Here is a 17,758-nt window from a genome sequence, read left to right as displayed (position 1 = left end):
GATCGGGGAGGTGGAGTGAGTTATGGGGTTTGATCAGGTGCGTCAGCGCCGTTTGTCTGACGATATTGTCGAGCAACTGGAAGGGATGATTCTCGAAGGCACATTGAAGTCTGGAGAGCGCTTGCCTGCCGAGCGTGCGTTGGCAGAACAGTTTGGTGTCTCGCGCCCATCCTTGCGTGAAGCGATTCAAAAGCTCACGGCCAAAGGTTTGTTGATCAGCCGCCAGGGCGGTGGCAATTACGTGGTCGAGAATCTGGGGTCGACATTCAGCGATCCGTTGCTGCATTTGCTGGAAAGCAATCCGGATGCTCAGCGTGATCTGCTTGAGTTTCGCCATACGCTGGAAGCTTCGTGCGCGTATTACGCAGCCTTGCGCGCGACGGACGTCGACCGTGAGCGGCTGCGGGCGGCCTTTGATTTATTGCAGGACTGTTATTCGCGCGTCGGCGAAGTGAGTCGGGCCGAGGAGGGCGCTGCCGATGCGAGCTTCCATCTGGCCATCGCTGAAGCAAGCCATAACGCAGTGCTACTGCACACGATCCGGGGGCTGTTCGATTTGCTCAAGCGTAATGTCGTGACCAACATCGGTGGCATGTACAAGCAACGCACAGAGACTCGCGACATGCTGATCAGTCAGCACCGTGAGCTGTACTTGGCGATTATCGAAGGCCGTGCGGAAGGTGCGCGCGAAGTTGCCAGCCGCCATCTGCTCTATGTGCAGGAGGTGCTGGAAGAGGTGCGGCAGCAAGTGCAGCGCACGGCGCGGGCGGAGAGGCGTAACGGGATGTGAGGGCTGCCCCGGACTATTTTGCGAACAAATTCGCTCTCACAGAGATTACGTATCCTCCGTGAGAGCGAATTTATTCGCACATGAAGCGCCGCAGTGCGTCAGGCAACTCGCACATGCGAGCTGTCAGTCGTCCTTACCCTTGGTGCGAACCGCACGTTGCAGCTCGCGATCAGAGTCGCGTTCCCGCTCGGTGTGGCGCTTGTCGTATTCCTTCTTGCCTTTGCCCAGCGCGATTTCACACTTGATCAAGTGCGCTTTCCAGTAAATGGAAAGGGCCACGCAGGCATAGCCTTTCTGCTGAACCGCAGTGTTGAGCTTTTCGAGCTCGCGCTGGTTGAGCAGCAGTTTTCGGGTACGTGTAGGGTCAGCGATGACGTGCGTGCTGGCGGCCGCGAGCGGCGTGATATGGCAGCCCATGAGCCAGGCCTCGCCATCCTTGAGCAGCACATAGCTGTCAACCAGCTGCACCTTGCTAGCACGCATACTCTTTACTTCCCAGCCAGCCAGGACCAGACCGGCCTCGAACTTATGTTCGATGAAGTAATCGTGACGCGCCTTTTTATTTTGCGCGATGGTCCCTGTGGGGTGTTTCTTGAGCTTAGCCATAGGGGACGCATTATAGGGAGACAACGCGCTGTCGGCTACGGTGAAGCTGCGTGCTTGAGCAGCTTGATTGAATCCCGGACAATGCGGCCTCTTTTTTCAACGGTTGAGCGTGTTAACGATGTCGACGGACAAGGTTTCTGTCCACGGCGGCTGGGCGAGCCGCTGGGTGTTCATTCTCGCAGCGACCGGTTCTGCGGTGGGTCTCGGCAGCATATGGAAGTTTCCCTACATGGTCGGCGTCTATGGCGGCGGCGCTTTCGTGTTGGTATTTCTGGCCTGTATTGCCTTGATCGGCGTGCCGGTGATGCTCGCCGAAACGCTGATTGGCCGGCGCGCCCGGCAAAGTCCGGCCAACGCCTTGAAGGTGTTGGCGCTCGAGGCGGGGCATTCGACGCGTTGGTCCTGGGGGGCATTCGCCGGAATGATCACGGCGTTGCTGATCCTGTCCTTCTATAGCGTGGTGGGTGGCTGGTCGCTGGATTACATCATTGATATGGGGCGTGGCGATTTCCAGGGTGTTGCGTCCGATCAAGTGGGGGCTTACTTCGGCAAGGTCATCGCCGACCCTTGGCGCCTGACCTTGTGGCACACGGTGTTCATGCTGCTTTCTGCGGTGGTGATCGCCAAAGGCGTGGTTGCGGGACTTGAGCGCAGCCTGCGGATCATGATGCCGTTGCTCTTTATCCTGATGGTGATCTTGTTGGGTTATAGCCTGACGACCGGACACTTCATGGAGGGCGTGCATTTCATGTTCGACTTCGACGCGTCGAAGCTGCTCGATGGCTTGCTGCCCGCGATGGGGCACGCATTCTTCTCGCTGAGCGTGGGCGTAGGGTCGATCATGATTTACGGCGCGTATATGCCGAAGAACTCCTCGATCTCCGGGACCATCGTCGGTGTGGCGTTGCTCGATACGTTTGTTTCGTTGTTGGCAGGCCTGGCGTTGTTTCCGATTGTGTTTGCGGCGGGCCTGAACCCCAGCGAAGGCCCGGGCCTGATGTTCGTGACCTTGCCATTTGCGTTTGGCAACGTGGCGTTCGGCCAGCTGATGGGCGTAATCTTCTTCGTGCTGGTAGCGGTCGCGGCCTGGAGTTCGGCTATTTCTTTGCTTGAGCCAATGGTGGCTTACCTGATCGAACGGACTAAGATTCGCCGCGGCTGGGTGACATTCTGGCTGGCGTTTATCTGCTGGTTCGTGGGTTTGGGCACGGTGTTTTCGTTCAATATCTGGGAACAGGCCAAGTTTTTCGTGAACGATGCCGGTGTGTTTCACCTCTACCAATGGGGCGCGGTGGGGGGGCTGAACTTTTTTGGGGTTATCGATTTTTTCACCTCGCGGATCATGTTGCCGCTCGGTGGGTTCTGTTTTGTGGTTTTTGCAGGTTGGGTGATGGGCCGTGAGGCGGTGCGTGATGAGTTGTCGATGCGCAGCCCGGTGCTTTTCGCTTTGACGTTCTTTTTGATGCGCTATGTGGCGCCGTTCGGCATTCTTGTTGTGTTTGCCGCTCAGCTTTGGAAGTGACGCTGACATGACTACCCATATTCAACGCTCTGCCTTGTTGCCTTACCCGGCTCAGGCACTTTATGACCTGGTAAATGACGTCGCGCACTACTCGGAATTTTTGCCGTGGTGCTCATCGGCGGTGATATTGGACGCCAGTGAGGGCCATATGCGCGCTCGGGTCGAAATAGCCAAGGGTGGTCTCAAACAGCATTTCGTGACGCGAAACACGCTGGTGCCTGGGCAGTCGATCGAGATGAATCTTGAGGAAGGGCCGTTCAACCAGCTGCACGGGGTTTGGGTGTTCAAGCCGTTGGGAGAAAAGGCCTGCAAGATCAGCCTGGACCTGTCGTTCGATTACGCCGGCCCCATCGTGCGCGCAACGTTAGGGCCGCTGTTCAATCAGGCAGCCAATACCCTGGTCGACGCTTTTTGCCAGCGGGCAAAACAGCTGCATGGTTAAGCCGCCGATTGGAATCGAAGTGGTTTACGCCGCAGTAGATCGTCAGGTGTTGCTCAGCGTTGACGTGGCATCGGGCTCGACGGTGCGCGATGCGCTGCGGGCTTCCGGGATCGGCCAGCACTTTCCTGAGTTGGATCTTGAGCATTGTCCCGTAGGTATTTTCGGCAAAGTGCTGAGCAATGCCGAAACCCAAGTGCTGGCGGCTGGTGATCGAATAGAAATTTATCGTCCTTTGCTGGCTGATCCAAAAGAGGTTCGCCGGTTGCGTGCGGCCAAGGCTGCCCTGGCCAGGATAAAAAGCGATTCGCAATAATCTGTTGTTGAACCCGTAGACGCAAAAAAACCCGGCATGCCGGGTTTTTTTGAAGACGCTGGTGGCTGCTTTTTGCAACTACCGCGGCGTTGGTTCCAGAGGTTCCTGAGTGGGTACTGGAGCGGATTCGCTCTTGTCCACGTCATCCTGGATCTGCTTGAGCAATGAGCCAGGTTTAGGCGCCTCTTCGGCTTTAGGCTGTTCACCCTGGACGGGCGCAGCGGACGTATCGCTATGCTTGCCAAGAATGGCCTCGTCACGACTCACGCCAGGCATGAAGTCACCGGAAAGGCTGACGAGCTGATCATTGCTATTAAAGACAATGGTCATGCGTTCTTGTTGGCGTTCACCGCCCCCAGGTTGCAGGCTATACAGGTAATCCCAGCGATCGGCATGAAACGTATCGGTCAGCAGAGGGTTACCCATGATAAACCGTACTTGCCGACGGGTCATTCCGGGGCGTAACTGGTTTATCATGTCCTGCGTGACGACATTGCCCTGCTGGATGTCGATTTTGTAAACCCCGGGGAATGAACAACCGGCGAGTGCGAGCAGTCCCACAAAGGTGAAACTGGTTAGCAGGTGCTTGGTGTTTTGCATCGGTGGGCGACTTCCACTATCTTGGCTGGGACAACGTAAACCCCGATCATACCCGCATTAAGAGAAGCTGCGAAGCAGCATCCGCGAGAAAGCTGACCATGGTTGAAAATAGCGAACTGCGTAAAGTCGGACTAAAAGTGACCCTGCCACGGGTCAAAATTCTACAGATGCTCGATTCTGCTGAGCAGCGTCACATGAGTGCTGAGGATGTTTACAAAGCACTTATGGAAGCGAACGAGGACGTGGGGCTGGCTACGGTTTACCGTGTACTGACTCAGTTTGAAGCCGCCGGGCTGGTGGTTCGCCACAATTTCGACGGCGGTCATGCAGTCTTCGAGCTGGCCGACGGCGGCCACCACGACCATATGGTCAACGTGGAATCCGGTGAGGTGATCGAGTTCTTCGAAGAAGAAATCGAGAAGCTTCAGAAGGCGATTGTGGAGAAGCACGGTTACGAGTTGGTGGACCACAACTTGGTGCTCTACGTGCGCAAGAAGAAGGTGTAAACCTTCCGACGGCCATAATAACGAAGGCGACCTCAGGGTCGCCTTCGTGCTTTCTGTTACCTGATTTTTATACAGCTATCGCGGACAGGCACCATGCGCCCCTTGCTCCACGGTTTTTGATCGGGCGATCAAACCTTGGCGGTGAGGACCATTTTTTTCGCGTGGGCCAATGATTCTTTGGTGAGATCAATGCCGCCGAGCATGCGTGCAACTTCCTCGACGCGTTCGGTTTTGCTGAGTTTGGACACGGCGGTGCGAGTGGCGTCGCTGTCACGTACCTTGTGTACGAACAGGTGCTGGTGGCCTTGCGCTGCGACCTGCGGCAAATGCGTGACGGTCATGACTTGCCCGCGCTCGCCTAAACGACGCAACAGCTGACCGACAATCTCTGCGGTCGGCCCGCCAATCCCGACATCGACTTCGTCGAACACCAGCGTCGGCACTCGCGAGGTTTGTGCGGTAATGACCTGAATCGCCAGGCTGATCCGCGACAGCTCGCCACCCGACGCGACCTTGGCCAGCGCCTTCAGCGGTTGCCCAGGGTTAGCGCTTACCAATAACTCGACCTGCTCCAGACCATTGGGCAGTAATTCTTTGCTGGTATTGGGCCGCAGTTCGATGCTGAACCGCCCACCAGGCATGCCCAAACGTTGAATTTCCTGCTCCACAGCACTGGCCAGAGTCGGCGCTGAACCTTGACGTAGATCACTCAATTCGCGAGCTTTGTCCTGATAATGTCGAGCATAGGAGGACAATTCATTCTCCAGGCGCTCGATGGCTTCATCGTTTGCATTCAAGGTTTCGATTTCGTCCAGCAGCTTTTGCTGGAGCGCGGCGACGTCGGTGGGCTGAATGCGGTGTTTGCGGGCCAGGGTGTAGATCGCATCGAGACGTTCTTCAAGTTGCTGCAGACGTGCCGGGTCGGCATCGAAGTGATCGAGAAAGCGGTTCAGTTCGCCCACTGCTTCTTCGACCTGAATCTGCGCGCTGGACAGCAGGCTGGCGGCTTCGCACATGGCAGTCGGTGAGCTGTTGATGCCAGACAGACGATTGAGGCTGGCGGTCAGTGCGTTCAGGACGTTGCCCGAGTCGTTTTCGCTGCATTGTTCAACGACCTGACGGCAGATGCTCAGCAGGCTTTCGGCATTGGTCAGGGTTTTGTGTTCCTGCTCCAACTGATCCAGCTCGTTTTCGCCAAGGCTGAGGCTTTCCAGTTCTTCGAGTTGATAGCTGAGCAATTGATGGCGCGAGCGTTGTTCATCGCCTGAATTGGCGAGGCGCTCCAGTTCTTGCCGGGTCTGGCGCCAGCGCTGTGCCGCCAGATGTACCTGGCGCGCCAGGTCGGTAGCGCCCGCGTATTCGTCAAGCAGACGGCGATGGGTGTCCGTCTTGAGCAATGACTGATGTTCATGCTGGCTGTGAATATCGATCAGGAATTCGCCGAGCGCTTTCAAGTCACCTTGAGGGCAGGGTGAACCATTGATGTAGGCCCGCGAGCGACCCTCTGCGGTGATAACCCGGCGCAGGATGCACGGCCCGTCATTGTCCAGGTCTCGTTCTGCGAGCCAGGCGCGGGCCTCGGGGATATCGGTCAGGTCGAACGTGGCAAGGATATCGGCCTTGTCGGCACCGGGGCGGACCACACCGCTGTCGGCGCGATCACCCAATGTCAGGCCGAGAGCGTCGAGCATGATTGATTTGCCGGCACCGGTTTCGCCAGTGATCACGCTCATGCCTCGGTCCAGCTCGAGATCGAGATGTTCGACGATGGCGTAGTTATGTACTGACAGGTGCACCAGCATAGAGGCGGCTCCCAAGCTATTTGTCTGGTTATTTATACAGTGTTTTGCTTTCTGCTGACAATGCCCTGTCTTAGCTCGATTTGCTTGAATTACGGCTTTTTTTAGTCCGCTATGTGATTTGGTCGCGTGTGGTCCGGGCTGAGGGCGAAGCGGGTTCTTGATGAAAATGGACGTTATTGTGCTTTTGGTTGCACTTGAAGCTGGAAATTAAGACCCCATATAGCGGGACAGAAGCGCGAGTTGAGCTCGCGGACGTTATTGAAAGGAGAAATCTATGGCTGACGAACAGAATCTGGATACGCAGACTCAGGATCAGGCCGCTGGTGCGGCTTCGGTTGATGACGTGATAGCGCGTGTGCAAGTGCTTGAAGAGCAATTGGCTGCTGCGCAGGATCAGTCTCTGCGAGTTGCTGCGGATCTGCAGAATGTCCGCCGTCGCGCCGAGCAGGATGTCGAGAAGGCTCATAAATTCGCACTGGAAAAATTTGCGGGTGATTTGCTGCCGATCATCGACAGCCTTGAGCGCGGCCTGGAATTGTCCAACCCGGACGACGAAAGTATCCGTCCGATGCGTGAAGGGATCGAGCTGACGCTGAAAATGTTTCAGGACACCCTCAAGCGTTATCAGCTGGAAGCGATTGATCCACACGGCGAACCCTTCAACGCCGAGCATCATCAGGCGATGGCCATGCAAGAGAGTGCCGACGTTGAGCCTAACAGCGTGCTCAAGGTGTTCCAGAAAGGTTACCAGCTCCACGGTCGCCTGTTGCGTCCGGCGATGGTTGTGGTCAGCAAGGCGGTTTCGCCTGTTAGACCATCTATTGATGAGCAGGCTTGAAATCAGCCGTCAGGCCCCCATTTAGAAGTCATGCGTTTAAGAGCTACCGCAATGTGTGAACGCAGTTGCGGCATCCAAATTTAAAATTTCCGGAGAAAGTTAACATGGGCAGAATCATCGGTATCGACCTGGGGACCACCAACTCCTGCGTCTCTATTCTCGAAAACGGCAAAGTAAAAGTTATTGAAAACGCTGAAGGCACTCGCACCACGCCTTCGATCATCGCGTACGCCAACGATGGCGAAATTCTGGTTGGCCAATCGGCCAAGCGTCAGGCAGTGACCAATCCGCACAATACCCTGTATGCGGTGAAGCGTTTGATCGGTCGTCGCTTCGACGAAGAAGTTGTGCAGAAAGATATTCAGATGGTCCCTTACAAGATCGTTAAGGCTGATAACGGCGATGCATGGGTCGAAGTCAACGGTCAGAAAATGTCTCCTCCTCAGATTTCGGCTGAAATCCTGAAGAAGATGAAGAAGACTGCTGAAGACTATCTGGGCGAAACAGTCACTGAAGCGGTCATCACCGTTCCAGCCTATTTCAACGATAGCCAGCGTCAAGCCACCAAAGATGCCGGTCGCATCGCGGGTCTGGACGTCAAGCGCATCATCAACGAACCCACCGCAGCCGCTCTGGCTTACGGTATGGACAAAGCGAAGGGCGATCACACTGTTATCGTCTACGACTTGGGCGGCGGTACGTTCGACGTTTCGGTTATCGAAATCGCTGAAGTCGATGGCGAGCACCAGTTCGAAGTACTGGCTACCAACGGTGATACGTTCCTGGGTGGTGAAGACTTCGATATCCGTCTGATCGACTACCTCGTTGACGAATTCAAGAAAGAAAGCGGCATGAACCTCAAGGGTGACCCGCTGGCGATGCAGCGCCTGAAAGAAGCCGCTGAAAAAGCCAAGATCGAGCTGTCCTCCAGCTTGCAGACCGACGTTAACCTGCCGTACATCACTGCAGACGCAACCGGTCCTAAGCACTTGAACGTGAAAATCTCTCGCGCCAAGCTGGAATCGCTGGTTGAAGACCTGGTTCAACGCACCATCGAACCTTGCCGTATTGCACTCAAGGATTCGGGCATCGACGTAGGCAAAATCGACGACGTGATTCTGGTCGGCGGTCAGACGCGTATGCCGCTGGTACAGAAGCTGGTGACTGAATTCTTCGGTAAAGAAGCACGTAAAGACGTGAACCCGGACGAAGCTGTTGCCATGGGTGCTGCTATCCAGGGTGCGGTACTGGCTGGCGACGTGAAAGACGTGTTGCTGCTTGACGTTAGCCCGCTGACCCTGGGTATCGAAACCATGGGTGGCGTGATGACTGCGCTGATCGAGAAAAACACCACGATTCCTACCAAGAAATCGCAAGTGTTCTCGACAGCCGATGACAACCAGGGCGCGGTAACCATTCACGTGCTGCAAGGCGAGCGTAAGCAAGCAACTCAGAACAAGTCGCTGGGCAAGTTCGACCTGGCCGAGATTCCACCTGCTCCACGTGGCGTCCCGCAAATCGAAGTGACCTTCGACATCGATGCCAACGGCATTCTTCACGTAGGCGCTCAAGACAAGGCGACTGGCAAGAAGCAGTCGATCGTAATCAAGGCCAACTCCGGTCTGTCTGAAGAAGAAATTCAGCAGATGGTGCGTGATGCTGAAGTCAACGCTGAAGAAGATCGCAAGTTCGAAGAACTGGCCTCTGCCCGTAACCAGGGTGATGCGCTGGTCCACTCGACACGCAAAATGATCAGCGATGCTGGCGAAAAAGTGACTGCGGAAGAAAAAACCGCCGTCGAAGCTGCGCTGACTGCTCTGGAAGCGGCCATCAAAGGCGACGACAAAACAGTCATCGACGCCAAGGTAGAGGAACTGTCCAAGGTTTCCGCGCCAATCGCTCAGAAAATGTACGCCGAAGCCGAGAAGCCGGAAGCCGCTGGTCAGCCTGCTGACGAAGCCAAAAAGCCTGACGACGTCGTTGATGCAGAGTTTGAAGAAGTGAAAGACCACAAGTAAGCGCAGGCTCACTTGCAAGCCGGTTGACTGCATTCAAGCGGTGGCTGGTAGGATGTCGCCGCGCGGGAGCTTGCTCCCGCGTTGGCGTGTCTGGAATAGACGAATTTTCAAGCTTGGGGGTTTTGGCCCGCAAGCGATGCGGCAAAGTCGACATGCTCCTGCATGTGGCTTGTTTTGCTGCTTCTCTCGGTCAGTGAACTGGCCGTAGAGCCAAGACCGGAATCGTTGAATCGACGTGAGTTGAGTCCGGGCCTGTATTGGGCTCAACGAGTTTGGCAAGACTCAGGAGGGTTTTGTCGGACGTCCTCAAGAGTGCATAAGACTTATGGCTAAGCGTGACTATTACGTGATTTTGGGTGTGGAGCGTGACACCAGCGAGGCGGATCTGAAGAAGGCTTATCGCCGACTCGCGATGAAGCACCACCCGGACCGCAACCCAGACGACAAAGCGTCCGAAGACATGTTCAAAGAGGCCAACGAGGCCTATGAAGTGCTTTCCGACACCAGCAAGCGCGCGGCCTATGATCAGTACGGTCATGCCGGCGTCGACCCGAGCATGGGTGGCGGTGGAGCAGGATTCGGCGGCTCGAACTTCTCCGATATTTTCGGCGACGTGTTCAGTGATTTCTTCGGTGGCGGCCGTGGCGGTGCTCGCGGTGGTGCTCAGCGCGGCAGCGACTTGCGTTACACCCTTGAGCTGAATCTCGAAGAGGCTGTGCGCGGCACGACCGTCAGTATTCGTGTGCCGACGCTGGTCAATTGCAAGCCATGCGATGGCTCCGGCGCGAAGAAAGGCTCGGCGCCCATTACCTGTCCGACGTGCGGCGGTATTGGTCAGGTGCGCATGCAGCAAGGTTTCTTCTCGGTGCAGCAAACCTGCCCGCGCTGCCATGGCCACGGCAAGATCATTTCCGATCCGTGCGACGCATGTCGCGGCGAAGGCCGGGTCGAAGAGTTCAAGACTCTGTCGGTGAAAGTGCCGCCAGGTGTCGATACGGGTGATCGCATTCGTCTTTCCGGTGAAGGCGAGGCGGGTACTCAGGGCGGGCCAACGGGTGATCTGTATGTCGTGATCAACGTTCGCGAGCACGCGATTTTCCAGCGCGACGGCAAGCACCTGTACTGCGAAGTGCCGATCAGCTTTGCTGATGCTGCGCTGGGTGGCGAATTGGAAGTGCCGACGCTGGATGGTCGGGTCAAACTGAAAATCCCCGAAGGTACTCAGACCGGTAAGCAGTTCCGTCTGCGTGGCAAGGGTGTGGCGCCGGTACGCGGTGGTGGTGCGGGCGACTTGATGTGTCGCGTTGCCGTCGAAACTCCGGTCAATCTGGGGCGTCGTCAGCGTGAATTGCTCGAAGAGTTCCGTGCTTCGCTCGAAGGCGACAGTTCGCATTCACCCAAGGCCAGCGGTTGGTTCGAAGGTGTGAAACGCTTCTTCGGCGATTTGTAAGGGCTAACAGGTCAGGAGCAAGGCATGCGACGTATTGCAGTAATGGGCGCCGCTGGGCGCATGGGTAAAACCCTTATCGAGGCGGTCCAGCAAGCGCAGGGCGCGGGTTTGACTGCTGCGGTCGATCGTCCGGACAGCTCATTGGTCGGTGCGGATGCGGGCGAGCTCGCAGCGCTGGGCCGTATCGGCATTCCGCTGTCGGGCGATCTGGCTAACGTGGCTGACGAGTTCGACGTGCTGATCGACTTCACTCATCCGTCGGTGACCTTGAAGAACCTGGCGTTCTGCCGCAAGGCGGGCAAGGCCATGGTCATCGGTACCACGGGTTTCAGTGCGGAAGAGAAGCAGCTTCTGGTAGAGGCGGGTAAAGACATCCCGATCGTGTTTGCTGCCAACTTCAGCGTCGGGGTCAATCTGTGCCTGAAATTGCTCGATACGGCTGCGCGCGTGTTGGGTGATGATGTCGATATCGAAATCATCGAAGCCCACCATCGGCACAAGGTCGATGCGCCATCGGGCACGGCGCTGCGTATGGGTGAAGTAGTTGCTCAGGCGCTGGGTCGTGACCTTGAAAAGGTCGCGGTCTATGGGCGTGAAGGGCAGACAGGGGCACGTGATCGTCAAAGCATCGGTTTCGCAACGATTCGCGCTGGCGATATCGTCGGTGATCACACCGTGATGTTCGCAGCGGACGGTGAGCGAGTAGAGATCACGCACAAGGCTTCCAGTCGCATGACCTTTGCCAAGGGAGCTGTCAGGGCTGCCTTGTGGCTCGATGGTCAGGCACCCGGCTTGTACGACATGCAGGACGTGCTGGATCTGCGTTGACCGTCTAAACGGGGTTGAAGCTCAACAGTTACGTGGGCTTTGACTCTGTTTTGAGCCTTTGGGTGGCGTTCTGTCGCATTCCCCTGTCTTTAAGGCTCATTGGCGGTAGACCAAAAAAGGCTTTTTCTGTAAGCTACAGCTTTAGTGTGTCCACTAAAAGCGCGCAGATAATTCGAAGAGAAAGCGGGGTGACGTGTCTATACGTCATTCCGCTTTTTTGCAACCTGCGAACGCCCTTTCAGGCTTTATTTACGGGAGGTCTTCTTGACTAAGCCAGCCATACTCGCCCTTGCTGATGGCAGCATTTTTCGCGGCGAAGCCATTGGAGCCGACGGTCAAACCGTTGGTGAGGTGGTGTTTAACACCGCAATGACCGGCTATCAGGAAATCCTTACCGATCCTTCCTATGCCCAACAGATCGTCACTCTGACGTATCCACATATCGGTAACACCGGTACGACGCCAGAAGACGCCGAGTCCAATCGCGTCTGGTCGGCAGGATTGGTCATCCGCGACTTGCCGCTGGTCGCGAGCAACTGGCGCAACAAGATGTCCCTGTCGGACTACTTGAACGCCAACAATGTTGTCGCAATCGCCGGTATCGATACCCGCCGCCTGACCCGCATTCTGCGTGAGAAAGGCGCACAAAACGGCTGCATCATGGCCGGCGATAACATTTCCGAAGAAGCGGCAATTGCCGCCGCTCGTGGCTTCCCTGGCCTCAAGGGCATGGATCTGGCGAAAGTCGTCAGCGCCACGGAACGCTATGAATGGCGCTCCGGCGTCTGGAACCTGGCGACTGATAGCCACCCGGACTTCGCTGCAGCTGACTTGAAATACCACGTCGTGGCTTACGACTACGGTATCAAACTGAACATCCTGCGCATGCTGGTTGATCGCGGTTGCCGTGTCACGGTAGTCCCGGCACAAACACCTGCCAGTGATGTGTTGGCGCTCAAGCCGGACGGTGTGTTCCTGTCCAACGGTCCGGGCGACCCTGAGCCGTGCGACTACGCGATCAAGGCGATTCAGGACGTGCTGGAAACCGAAATTCCGATCTTCGGTATCTGCCTCGGTCACCAATTGCTGGCACTTGCTTCCGGCGCCAAGACCATGAAAATGGGTCATGGCCACCACGGTGCAAACCACCCGGTCCAGGATCTGGACACCGGTGTCGTGATGATTACCAGCCAAAACCACGGTTTTGCGGTGGACGAGACTACGCTGCCAAGCAACATGCGGGCGACTCACAAGTCGCTGTTCGACGGCACCTTGCAGGGCCTTGAGCGCACTGACAAGAGCGCGTTCAGCTTCCAGGGTCACCCTGAAGCGAGCCCGGGCCCTACCGATGTGGCGCCACTGTTCGATCGCTTTATCGAAGCCATGGCCAAGCGACGCTAACCGGTTGCCTTGAGAATGTAGCGAGCAGGGGGTGTGTGGAGCCCGGACGATTGACTGTCTGGATGGTCCATCCGACCCCCTCAGAGAAATATTCAAGACGGCTTGCCGACTGACCTACGGATTTGAGTGACAACCCATGCCAAAACGTACAGATATAAAAAGCATCCTGATTCTCGGCGCCGGCCCCATCGTGATCGGCCAGGCCTGTGAATTCGACTACTCCGGCGCCCAGGCCTGCAAAGCCCTGCGCGAGGAGGGTTACCGCGTCATCCTGGTGAACTCCAACCCAGCGACCATCATGACCGACCCGTCAATGGCCGACGCGACCTACATCGAACCGATCAAATGGCAGACCGTTGCCAAGATCATCGAGAAGGAGCGTCCAGACGCGCTGCTGCCAACCATGGGTGGCCAGACTGCGCTGAACTGCGCATTGGACCTGGAGCGCGAAGGTGTTCTGGAAAAATTCGGCGTCGAAATGATCGGCGCCAATGCCGACACCATCGACAAGGCCGAAGACCGTTCGCGCTTTGACAAGGCAATGAAGTCCATCGGTCTGGATTGCCCGCGTTCGGGTATTGCCCACACCATGGAAGAAGCTTACGTCGTCCTGGAAAAACTGGGCTTCCCGTGCATCATCCGTCCGTCCTTCACGATGGGCGGCACAGGTGGCGGTATTGCTTACAATCGCGAAGAATTCGAAGAGATCTGCAACCGTGGTCTGGACCTGTCGCCGACCAAAGAGCTGCTGATCGACGAATCGCTGATCGGTTGGAAAGAGTACGAGATGGAAGTGGTCCGCGACAAAAAGGACAACTGCATCATCGTCTGCTCCATCGAAAACTTTGACCCGATGGGCGTTCACACCGGCGACTCGATCACTGTTGCGCCAGCACAGACGCTGACCGACAAGGAATACCAGATCATGCGTAACGCCTCGCTGGCGGTACTGCGTGAGATCGGCGTGGAGACCGGCGGCTCGAACGTGCAGTTCGGTATCTGCCCGGACACCGGCCGTATGGTCGTGATCGAGATGAACCCACGGGTTTCCCGTTCTTCGGCGCTGGCCTCGAAAGCCACTGGCTTCCCGATTGCCCGGGTCGCGGCCAAGCTGGCAATTGGTTACACCCTCGACGAACTGCAGAACGAAATCACCGGCGGCAAGACCCCGGCGTCGTTCGAGCCTTCGATCGATTACGTGGTCACCAAACTGCCACGCTTCGCCTTTGAAAAATTCCCCAAGGCCGACGCACGCCTGACCACGCAGATGAAGTCGGTCGGCGAAGTCATGGCCATCGGCCGTACCTTCCAGGAATCCCTGCAGAAAGCCCTGCGCGGTCTGGAAGTGGGTGTCTGCGGTCTGGACCCCAAGCTTGACCTGACCAACCCGGAAAGCATGGCTGTGCTCAAGCGTGAGCTGACGGTGCCGGGCGCTGAGCGCATCTGGTACGTGGCAGACGCCTTCCGTGCGGGCATGACGGTTGAAGAAATTTTCAGCATGAACATGATCGACCCTTGGTTCCTGGTTCAGATCGAAGATCTGGTCAAGGAAGAAGAGAAGATCAAGACGTTGGGTCTGGCTACCATCGACCGTGACCTGATGTTCCGCCTCAAGCGCAAAGGCTTCTCCGATGCGCGTCTGGCCAAGCTGCTGGGCGTCACCGAGAAAAACCTGCGTCGCCATCGTCACAAGCTTGAGATCTTCCCGGTCTACAAGCGCGTCGATACCTGCGCGGCCGAGTTCGCCACCGATACCGCTTATCTGTACTCGACCTACGAGGAAGAGTGCGAGGCCAATCCGTCGACGCGCGACAAGATCATGATTCTGGGCGGTGGTCCGAACCGCATCGGCCAAGGCATCGAGTTCGACTACTGCTGCGTACATGCGGCACTGGCCCTGCGCGAAGACGGGTACGAGACCATCATGGTCAACTGCAACCCGGAAACCGTATCCACCGATTTCGATACCTCGGATCGCCTGTACTTTGAACCAGTAACCCTGGAAGACGTGCTGGAAATCTGCCGGGTCGAGAAGCCAAAAGGCGTGATCGTTCAGTACGGCGGCCAAACTCCGCTGAAACTGGCGCGTGCCCTTGAGGAAGCTGGCGTACCAATCATTGGTACCAGCCCTGACTCAATCGACCGTGCCGAAGACCGTGAGCGCTTCCAGCAGATGGTCGAGCGTCTGAATTTGCGTCAGCCGCCTAACGCCACTGTGCGCAGCGAAGATGAAGCCATTCGCGCCGCAGGCAAGATTGGTTACCCGCTGGTGGTGCGTCCGTCCTACGTGTTGGGCGGTCGGGCGATGGAAATCGTTTACGAAGAAGAAGAGCTCAAGCGCTACTTGCGTGATGCGGTGAAAGTGTCCAATGACAGTCCGGTGCTGCTGGATCACTTCCTCAACTGCGCCATCGAGATGGATGTCGATGCGGTCTGTGACGGCACTGACGTAGTCATTGGCGCGATCATGCAGCACATTGAACAGGCAGGCGTTCACTCCGGTGACTCCGCATGCTCGCTCCCGCCGTACTCGCTGCCTGCGCATATCCAGGACGAGATGCGCGAACAGGTCAAGAAAATGGCTCTGGAGCTGGGCGTTATCGGCTTGATGAACGTACAGTTGGCGCTGCAAGGCGATGACATCTACGTCATTGAAGTCAACCCGCGTGCCTCGCGTACCGTGCCGTTCGTGTCCAAGTGCATCGGTGTATCCCTGGCAATGATCGCTGCGCGCGTCATGGCCGGTAAAACCCTGAAGGAAATTGGGTTCACCAAAGAAATCATTCCAAACTTCTACAGCGTGAAAGAAGCGGTGTTCCCGTTTGCCAAGTTCCCGGGTGTTGACCCGATTCTCGGCCCGGAGATGAAGTCCACCGGCGAAGTCATGGGTGTGGGTGATACGTTTGGTGAAGCCTTCGCCAAGGCTCAAATGGGTGCCAGCGAGCTACTTCCGACCGGTGGCACTGCGTTCATCAGCGTTCGTGATGACGACAAGCCGCTCGTGGCCGGTGTCGCGCGTGACCTGATCAATCTGGGCTTCGAAATTGTCGCGACGGCCGGAACCGCTCAGTTGATTGAGGCTGCGGGCCTGAAAGTGCGTCGCGTCAACAAGGTGACAGAAGGTCGTCCACACGTAGTCGATATGATCAAAAATGACGAAGTCACGCTGATCATCAACACCACTGAGGGCCGTCAGTCGATCGCTGATTCCTACTCTATTCGTCGTAATGCCTTGCAGCACAAAATCTACTGCACGACCACCATCGCTGCGGGTGAAGCCATCTGTGAAGCGCTGAAGTTCGGTCCAGAGAAGACTGTACGGCGCTTGCAGGATCTACATGCAGGATTAAAGGTATGACTAAATATCCAATGACTGTTCGGGGCGCTCGCGCCCTGGAAGAAGAATTGACTCACCTGACTAAGGTGATCCGCCCCAAGCTCAGCCAGGACATCGGCACTGCACGTGAGCTGGGTGATCTCAAGGAAAACGCCGAATACCATGCTGCTCGCGAGCAGCAGGGCATGGTGGAAGCGCGGGTTCGTGATATTGAAGGCCGACTGCAGAACGCAGTGGTCATTGATGTGACGACGATTGTGCACACCGGCAAGGTGATATTCGGCACGACTGTCGAGATTGCTAACGTCGAAACCGATGAGCGCGTGAAATATCAGATCGTTGGTGAAGACGAAGCGGATATCAAGCAGGGCAAACTTTCGGTCGGCTCACCTATCGCTCGTGCCTTGATTGCCAAGGAAGAGGGTGAAGTGGTGACAGTCAGAACACCAAGTGGTGTGATCGAGTACGAGATTGTCGAAGTCAGCCATATCTAACAGCTGTCGCCCGTATCGTGCGGGCGCAATTATCTGGCAGCTCGCCCAGACGTTATGGGTGGGCGGCCTGGTATTGCTGCATCTTGCGATGTTGACGGTGCTGGAGCAAACAGGTCTGGCGCCACTGCTGATTGATGAGGTTGCCAATCTTTCAGGGACGTTGCTGGTCGCGTTTGCAGGTTTTTGCGCGATATTGCAGATGGTGGTGCTGGTACAGGCCGAGCGCCTGTCGAGTCTTTGGCTTGATGTGCGCGGGCAATTGCTGCTGATCGCGACGTTGGCTTCAGCGAGTTATTACGTGCTGTACCAATGGCTGCCAGATGCCGTGCGTTGGCAATTGCTGAGCTACCTGATGCTTGCGCTGTCCGGACTGCTGCTGGTTATCCAGCCTGTGCCGGGTGGAAGTGGCGGGGCGCGCATTGCGCGCCCCTGACCGCTTGGTTATGCGTGGAAGCGGTGGACGTTGGACAACAGCTTGTTTACCTTGGCGTTCTTGCGATAAATCAACGCCATTTTACCGATGACTTGCACTAAATCCGCTTTGCCGGCCTTGCACAACGCTGCAACGGCCTCCAGGCGGCTTTCGCGGTCGAGGATGTTGAGTTTGATTTTAATCAGCTCGTGATCGCCCAATGCGCGTTCAAGTTCGGCTAAAACACCTTCAGTCAAACCATTGTCAGCCACAATCAATACCGGTTTCAGATGGTGGCCAATAGATTTGTACTGTTTCTTCTGCTCCTGAGTGAGCGGCATAATCTGACCCCTGCGTCTGATCTTGTAAAAAGCGGCGGCCAGTTTACCCGAGCGAGTC

General features: G+C 56.6%; 17 protein-coding genes. 13 read left to right on the top strand and 4 right to left on the bottom strand.

Annotation, left to right across the window (positions count from 1 at the left end):
- The first annotated feature begins 22 nt into the window (after positions 1 to 22).
- Positions 23 to 790, top strand: coding sequence for a GntR family transcriptional regulator (locus tag K0F75_RS20800; RefSeq protein ID WP_219063851.1), 768 nt, complete (start codon positions 23 to 25; stop codon positions 788 to 790).
- A gap of 123 nt (positions 791 to 913) precedes the next feature.
- Here K0F75_RS20800 and smpB read toward each other — a convergent pair whose 3' ends face one another.
- The gene (gene smpB / locus K0F75_RS20795; RefSeq protein WP_219063850.1) at positions 914 to 1,396 is read right to left on the bottom strand and encodes an SsrA-binding protein SmpB; all 483 of its coding nucleotides are present in this window, start codon (positions 1,394 to 1,396) and stop codon (positions 914 to 916) included.
- A gap of 118 nt (positions 1,397 to 1,514) precedes the next feature.
- On the opposite strand from smpB, the gene K0F75_RS20790 reads away from it, so the two are divergent.
- Genes K0F75_RS20790 through K0F75_RS20780 form a run of 3 tightly spaced genes read left to right on the top strand, consistent with a single transcriptional unit; the run spans position 1,515 to position 3,673 of the window.
- The gene (locus K0F75_RS20790; RefSeq protein ID WP_219063849.1) at positions 1,515 to 2,918 is read left to right on the top strand and encodes a sodium-dependent transporter; all 1,404 of its coding nucleotides are present in this window, start codon (positions 1,515 to 1,517) and stop codon (positions 2,916 to 2,918) included.
- Positions 2,919 to 2,925: 7 nt separating this feature from the next.
- Entirely contained in the window at positions 2,926 to 3,360 is a 435-nt protein-coding gene (locus tag K0F75_RS20785) for a type II toxin-antitoxin system RatA family toxin (protein WP_219063848.1), read from the top strand.
- Positions 3,353 to 3,673 (top strand): RnfH family protein, encoded by a 321-nt coding sequence (locus K0F75_RS20780; RefSeq protein ID WP_219063847.1) that lies wholly within the window; start codon positions 3,353 to 3,355, stop codon positions 3,671 to 3,673. Before K0F75_RS20785 ends, K0F75_RS20780 begins: the two co-directional genes overlap by 8 nt.
- Positions 3,674 to 3,751: 78 nt before the next feature.
- Here K0F75_RS20780 and K0F75_RS20775 read toward each other — a convergent pair whose 3' ends face one another.
- Positions 3,752 to 4,273 (bottom strand): outer membrane protein assembly factor BamE, encoded by a 522-nt coding sequence (locus K0F75_RS20775; RefSeq protein WP_219063846.1) that lies wholly within the window; start codon positions 4,271 to 4,273, stop codon positions 3,752 to 3,754.
- A 98-nt stretch (positions 4,274 to 4,371) separates the two neighbouring features.
- On the opposite strand from K0F75_RS20775, the gene fur reads away from it, so the two are divergent.
- Complete coding sequence (fur, locus tag K0F75_RS20770; protein WP_219063845.1) at positions 4,372 to 4,779, top strand: ferric iron uptake transcriptional regulator; 408 nt, start codon at positions 4,372 to 4,374, stop codon at positions 4,777 to 4,779.
- Positions 4,780 to 4,907: 128 nt separating this feature from the next.
- Here fur and recN read toward each other — a convergent pair whose 3' ends face one another.
- Positions 4,908 to 6,581, bottom strand: coding sequence for a DNA repair protein RecN (gene recN, locus K0F75_RS20765; protein WP_219063844.1), 1,674 nt, complete (start codon positions 6,579 to 6,581; stop codon positions 4,908 to 4,910).
- Between the two features lie 274 nt (positions 6,582 to 6,855).
- Here recN and grpE point away from each other — a divergent pair, with 274 nt between their 5' ends.
- From grpE to K0F75_RS20725, 8 genes are all read left to right on the top strand, one after another.
- Positions 6,856 to 7,419 (top strand): nucleotide exchange factor GrpE, encoded by a 564-nt coding sequence (grpE, locus tag K0F75_RS20760; protein WP_219063843.1) that lies wholly within the window; start codon positions 6,856 to 6,858, stop codon positions 7,417 to 7,419.
- Between the two features lie 104 nt (positions 7,420 to 7,523).
- A complete protein-coding gene (gene dnaK / locus K0F75_RS20755; RefSeq protein WP_219063842.1) occupies positions 7,524 to 9,437 on the top strand; it encodes a molecular chaperone DnaK in 1,914 nt (637 codons plus the stop codon).
- A gap of 325 nt (positions 9,438 to 9,762) precedes the next feature.
- Positions 9,763 to 10,887 carry a molecular chaperone DnaJ gene (dnaJ, locus tag K0F75_RS20750; protein WP_219063841.1) on the top strand — a complete coding sequence of 375 codons (1,125 nt, stop codon included), beginning with the start codon at positions 9,763 to 9,765 and terminating at the stop codon, positions 10,885 to 10,887.
- A gap of 24 nt (positions 10,888 to 10,911) precedes the next feature.
- Positions 10,912 to 11,715: a 4-hydroxy-tetrahydrodipicolinate reductase gene (dapB, locus tag K0F75_RS20745; RefSeq protein ID WP_219063840.1), complete on the top strand. Its 804-nt coding sequence runs from the start codon at positions 10,912 to 10,914 to the stop codon at positions 11,713 to 11,715.
- A gap of 264 nt (positions 11,716 to 11,979) precedes the next feature.
- Positions 11,980 to 13,116, top strand: coding sequence for a glutamine-hydrolyzing carbamoyl-phosphate synthase small subunit (gene carA, locus K0F75_RS20740; RefSeq protein WP_219063839.1), 1,137 nt, complete (start codon positions 11,980 to 11,982; stop codon positions 13,114 to 13,116).
- Positions 13,117 to 13,252: 136 nt separating this feature from the next.
- Positions 13,253 to 16,474 (top strand): carbamoyl-phosphate synthase large subunit, encoded by a 3,222-nt coding sequence (carB, locus tag K0F75_RS20735; protein ID WP_219063838.1) that lies wholly within the window; start codon positions 13,253 to 13,255, stop codon positions 16,472 to 16,474.
- On the top strand, positions 16,471 to 16,947 hold the full coding sequence (gene greA, locus K0F75_RS20730) for a transcription elongation factor GreA (RefSeq protein ID WP_219063837.1): 477 nt from the start codon (positions 16,471 to 16,473) through the stop codon (positions 16,945 to 16,947). The genes carB and greA overlap by 4 nt, the downstream gene beginning before the upstream one ends.
- Positions 16,925 to 17,380 carry an MFS transporter gene (locus K0F75_RS20725; RefSeq protein ID WP_374029082.1) on the top strand — a complete coding sequence of 152 codons (456 nt, stop codon included), beginning with the start codon at positions 16,925 to 16,927 and terminating at the stop codon, positions 17,378 to 17,380. The genes greA and K0F75_RS20725 overlap by 23 nt, the downstream gene beginning before the upstream one ends.
- Positions 17,381 to 17,388: 8 nt before the next feature.
- Here K0F75_RS20725 and yhbY read toward each other — a convergent pair whose 3' ends face one another.
- Complete coding sequence (gene yhbY, locus K0F75_RS20720) at positions 17,389 to 17,700, bottom strand: ribosome assembly RNA-binding protein YhbY (RefSeq protein WP_219063836.1); 312 nt, start codon at positions 17,698 to 17,700, stop codon at positions 17,389 to 17,391.
- Between the last annotated feature and the right edge of the window lie 58 nt (positions 17,701 to 17,758).

This window comes from Pseudomonas sp. UMAB-08, assembly GCF_900095225.1.
Taxonomy (GTDB): Bacteria; Pseudomonadota; Gammaproteobacteria; order Pseudomonadales; family Pseudomonadaceae; genus Aquipseudomonas.
The sequence above is the reverse complement of the archived record's forward strand: the minus strand, read 5'-3'. Positions and strand labels throughout refer to the sequence as shown.